General features: G+C 66.4%; 3 protein-coding genes. All 3 read left to right on the top strand.

The window, feature by feature from the left end; all coding sequences use genetic code 11:
- Positions 1 to 1,411: proton-conducting transporter membrane subunit (locus I6U14_RS09680; protein WP_296898833.1), on the top strand; the 1,411-nt coding region annotated here is incomplete at its 5' end.
- Between the two features lie 140 nt (positions 1,412 to 1,551).
- On the top strand, positions 1,552 to 1,815 hold the full coding sequence (locus tag I6U14_RS09675; RefSeq protein WP_296898832.1) for a helix-turn-helix transcriptional regulator: 264 nt from the start codon (positions 1,552 to 1,554) through the stop codon (positions 1,813 to 1,815).
- Between the two features lie 1,062 nt (positions 1,816 to 2,877).
- Positions 2,878 to 5,079, top strand: coding sequence for a 1,4-alpha-glucan branching protein GlgB (gene glgB, locus I6U14_RS09670; protein WP_296898830.1), 2,202 nt, complete (start codon positions 2,878 to 2,880; stop codon positions 5,077 to 5,079).
- Positions 5,080 to 5,148 lie beyond the last annotated feature (69 nt).

Below are 5,148 nucleotides of genomic sequence, written 5' to 3'. Positions count from 1 at the left end.
TTGGGCCGGTCGTAACGGCCTGTTCCTGGGCAGCGACTTGGTCAACCTTGAGGTGGCCATCGAGGGGCTCACCGTGTCGGCCGGGCATGTCGGTTGCCTAAAGGGTGGGGCCGAGCAGCTAACGGCGGCCTTCCGCTACCTGCTGGTTGCGCTGCTGGGCTCGGCGCTGTATCTGCTGGGGGCAGGGCTGATGCTGGGCCGGCACGGCACCCTGGATATCGGGCAGATAGCGGACCGGCTCGGCGAGCTTACGACGGTGGAGGGCGTTGAGCCGGCGGCTGCCGATGAGTCTGTCCGCCTGGCCTCGCTGGTGGCGGTGGCCCTGATGAGCACCGGCCTGCTCGCCAAGACCGCGCTGATGCCGCTGCACCTGTGGCTGCCGCCGGCGCATGGGGGTGCGCCGGCACCGGCGAGCGCGGTGCTCTCGGCCCTGGTGGTGAAGGGGTCGTTCTTTCTGCTGTTCCGGCTGTGGCTGGACCTGGTGCCGAACCTACCGACTCTGAATGTCGGGCTGCTGCTGGGGGGGCTGGGCGCCTTCGCGATTCTGCTCGGCAACCTGATGGCATTGATGCAGGCGCGCCTCAAGCTGCTGGTGGCGTACTCGACTCTGGCTCAGCTCGGGTATCTTTTCCTGCTGTTCCCGTTGGCGAGCGGCGCCGGCGGCGGTGCCGCGGCGGTGGCCGCACTGGTGCAGGTGGTCTCGCACGCACTGGCCAAGGCTGCGCTGTTCCTGCTCGCCGGGCGGGTGCTGTTGGCCTTCGGGCACGATCGGTTGGCGGAGCTCGGCGGCTTCGGGCGGGTGCTGCCCGCAACCCTGTTGGTGCTGCTCTTGGCCGGCCTGGCACTTGCGGGCCTGCCCCCCAGCGGGGGCTATCTGGTGAAGACGCTGTACGCGCAAGCGGCGGGCGCCGATGCCTGGTGGTGGCGCCTTGTGCTTGACCTTGGTGGGCTGTTGACGGCGGCCTACCTGGCGCGGATTCTGGCTGTGGCACTGCGCCCGTCTTCTGCTGCGGTGTCGGCAACCACGATTGGCAGGAGCAGGCTCGGCTTCGCCGGGTTGTTGGTGCCGGGCCTGCTCGCGTTGTGTGCCTTGTTGCTCGGGCTCTTGCCGCCGACGGTGTTCGCGTTGCTGGACGTGGGGCGGGTCGGCGTGAGCGCCGCAGCGGCGGTGGCCGAGGGCATGCGCAGTGCGCTGACGCCGGGGGGATTCTGGGCCAGCACCGGTCCGGTACTCGCCGCGGCCCTGGCGGTGGTGCTGTTCCAGCTCGCCGGCGAGTCAGCCTGGCAGCGGCGGGTCGCTGCACTCGGCCAAGCGCTTACAGGCTTCGAGGGCTGGCTCCGGCAGTGGCAGGTCGCGGGCAGTCTGCTGATGTTGATGCTGCTGCTGCAGGCGCTTGTGGTGCTGGCTTGAGCGCGTTGCATTGGCGAGTGTCGCGCGGCGCCTCCATGCCAGGCTTTGGCGGACCGACACTGAAATACTGTGTGCAGGGCAGGCGTGTGCGGCATTAGCATACACAGGCTCATGCTTCGGATAAGAATCGAGGATCAACTATGAACGACGCGGATCGTGCCCTCACGAAGGCCATCGGCGAGCGCTTGCGTGCGGCCCGCCATGCGCGCGGGCTCAGCCTGAGCGCACTCGCCGCGCTCACCGACGGGCTCTACAGCAAGTCACGGATCAGTAACTACGAGCAGGGGCTGCGGCGGCTCAACAGCGAGGGTGCCGAAGTGCTCGCGGCAGCGCTCGGGAACGTGACAGCCGCCCAGCTGCTGGGTCTCGACGAGGAAGATGCTACGGCTGGCTCGGAGCAGTAACCGCGGCCGCCACCCGTCCTCCGGCACGCGGCATCTCTAAGCGCTTGGCGGCAACTGACCGGCGAGATGCGGGACGCCGTGGGCGCAGCGCGGGCACACGGTGATGGCTTGCGCTGGTTCAGCGCGCAGCTCTAACGAAAAAGGGCCGCTGCGTGAGCGGCCCTTCAGGAGTCATGGCGTGCGGAAGGCACTCGCGCTGCGAGCCGCGGGGTGAGGGTGCATCGGGTGCGCTCTTGGCCTCTACCGGCCCCTCGCCCGTCCTCCGCGCATGCGCCATGTGCTGGCGCCGCCATGGCTCTCTGCGAGCCCCGCGTTGCGAGTGGGTCTGAGGGCCTGGGGCGGTCCGCCTGTACCATCGTTCCTCTCGCGAGGAAGATACTGCGCGGGCGCTCCGCTGCTACGCGGGAGCGGCACCGCTCTCCTCTGTACGAGGCTCACTTAAAGTATAGTCCGTCGGGGAAAGCCGGCGCTATCGGCGTTCTTCGTGCGGGGCAGGGTCGCCGTCGAACGTCGCCGAAAATGAAGGAGCCGGGAAACCGCCCAATGTCTGAACAGGCCCGGCTCCGTCTGATTTTTGGGCAGGATGCCCAATAAATCAGCATGAAGGCCGCGCGGAGTTGGAAGCGGACTGGAGATGTTACGCGGGCGTCGGTGGGCGTCGGATAGATCAGAACGCCTTCTTTGGATCGAAGGTCTGCTTCAGGGTCTACGGTGGCCCTTCGCTCGCTTTCGATGTGGCAGTTGGACGTGCCAGATCCTCGCCCAGAAGGAGATCCGACGAGGAGACCCCTTCACCCTGAGGACAGGACGCTGTCGCCGCTAGAATGTGTCCTGCGGAATCTGACCCGGGGACGAGTGACCCGGGGGCGAGGCCGCTCAGAACCCGAGCCGACCTGGCAAGACGTATGCCCTCGGGATGCCCGCTGGGGGCGCCCGGCAGTCGCGCAAGAACCGGTGCCAGCGTAGATCGTAAGCCCGAGCAACGGAAGATCTGTCTACCAGCGTGACTGCAGTCGCCATCAACACGGCCCAATCCACCCAACATCCCGAGAGGTACCGAGGATGAGCCAGAGCCCGCTCGACAACAGCCTGCAGCGGATTGCGGAGGCAAGCCATAGCGATCCGTTCGCGGTCCTCGGGCGGCATCCGGACGGTGACGGCGTCTGTGTCAGGGTAATGCTGCCAGGGGCCGAGACGGTGACCATCGCCGACGGCAATCACGCCATGCACCGACTCGAGGGCACTGATATCTTCGAATGGCGCGGTCCGGCGACCGCCGTGCCCGAGCACTACCGGCTGATCTGGCGCGACGACGAGCACCGTGAGCACATCGCCCACGACCCCTACTGCTTCGCGCCGCAGCTGCCGGATTTCGACATGCACCTGTTCGGCGAGGGCCGCCACTGGCACGCCTATCGGCTGCTCGGCGCCCGCGTCCACGAGACTGACGGCATCGCCGGCATCCTGTTCTCGGTGTGGGCGCCGAATGCGGCCCGGGTCAGCGTGGTCGGCGACTTCAATCGCTGGGATGGACGCCGGCATCCCATGCGCATCCACGGCAACGGCGTCTGGGAGCTCTTCATCCCGGACCTGCCGGCCGGCGTGCTCTACAAGTTCGAGGTACGCGCCCGCGACGGCGCCCTGCTGCTCAAAGCCGATCCATACGGCCGCCGCTTTGAGGTGCGTCCGAGCACCGCCTCCATCGTCGAGCCGCCGAGCAGCTTCCAGTGGCGCGACGACGTCTGGTTGAAGGCCCGCAGCGACCACGACTGGCTGCACAGCCCGATGTCCATCTACGAGGTGCATCCGGGCTCCTGGCAGCGCGGACCTGAGGGCGAGATGCTCAACTACCGGGAGCTCGGCGAGCGTCTGGTGGAGCACGTGCGCGATCTCGGCTTCACCCACATCGAGCTGATGCCCATCACCGAGCATCCGTTCGACCTGTCCTGGGGTTACCAGACCACAGGTTACTATGCCCCCACCAGCCGCTTCGGCAGCCCCGAAGACTTCCGCTGGCTGGTGGACCACTGTCATGCCAACGGCATCGGCGTGATCCTGGACTGGGTGCCGGCCCACTTCCCGAAGGATGCCCATGGGCTCGCCCGCTTCGACGGCACGGCCCTGTTCGAGCACGAGGATCCCCGCCTCGGCGAGCACCTGGACTGGTCCACGCTGATCTTCAACTTCGGCCGCAATGAGGTGAAGAACTTCCTCATCTCAAGCGCCCTGTACTGGCTGGAGGAGTTCCACATCGACGGTCTGCGCGTAGACGCGGTGGCCTCGATGCTGTACCTGGACTATTCGCGCACCGACTGGGTGCCCAACCGCTACGGCGGGCGCGAGAACCTGGAGGCCATCGCCTTCCTGCGCGAGCTGAACGAGATCGTCCACGATCAGGTGCCGGGGGCACTGGTGATGGCGGAGGAGTCCACGTCCTGGTCCCAGGTGACGCGGCCCACCTATGTCGGCGGACTGGGCTTCGACCTGAAATGGAACATGGGCTGGATGAACGACACGCTGGAGTACTTCAAGAACGATCCGATCCACCGCCAGTACCATCAGGACGAGCTGACCTTCAGCATGATCTATGCGTTCACGGAGAACTTCCTGCTGCCGTTCTCCCACGACGAGGTCACCCACGGCAAGCGCTCGCTGCTCTACCGCATGCCCGGCGACGAATGGCAGCGTTTCGCCAACCTGCGGCTACTCTACAGCTACATGTATACCCATCCCGGCAAGAAGCTGCTGTTCATGGGCAGCGAATTCGGCCAGGGGGAGGAGTGGGACAGCACCGCGGTGCTGGATTGGTATGTCCTGGACTACCCCTTCCACAAGGGGATCCAGATGCTGGTCCGAACACTGAACGGGCTGTACCGATCCGAGAAGCCACTGCATGCAGAGGACTTCGAGCCGCACGGCTTCGAGTGGATCGACTGTCACGACGCGCACAATTCGGTCCTCGTCTACCAGCGACGCGCACCCGGCACCGCCGCAGATGAGGACGCCGAAGATCATCTGGTGGTCGCGCTCAATTTCACGCCAGTACCGCGCGAGGGCTACCGGATCGGTGTGCCCGCGGCCGGCACCTACAAGGAGATCTTCAACTCGGACGCGACTGAATTTGGCGGCAGCGGGATGGGCAACGGCACTGAGCCGCTCGCGACCGAGCCCGTCAATTGGATGAACCGACCCGATTCCTTGACGCTGACCCTGCCGCCGCTCGCCGGGATCGTGCTGAAGCCAACCGCCTTGCCGGACAGCTGAGAGACAGCGGACTGAGGGAAGCGCCGATTTATTGGCGCTTCCCGTGCGGGGCAGGACGCCCCGCCATTT

The organism is Thiohalocapsa sp. (genome assembly GCF_019695415.1).
Lineage (GTDB): Bacteria > Pseudomonadota > Gammaproteobacteria > Chromatiales > Chromatiaceae > Thiohalocapsa.
The sequence above is the reverse complement of the archived record's forward strand: the minus strand, read 5'-3'. Positions and strand labels throughout refer to the sequence as shown.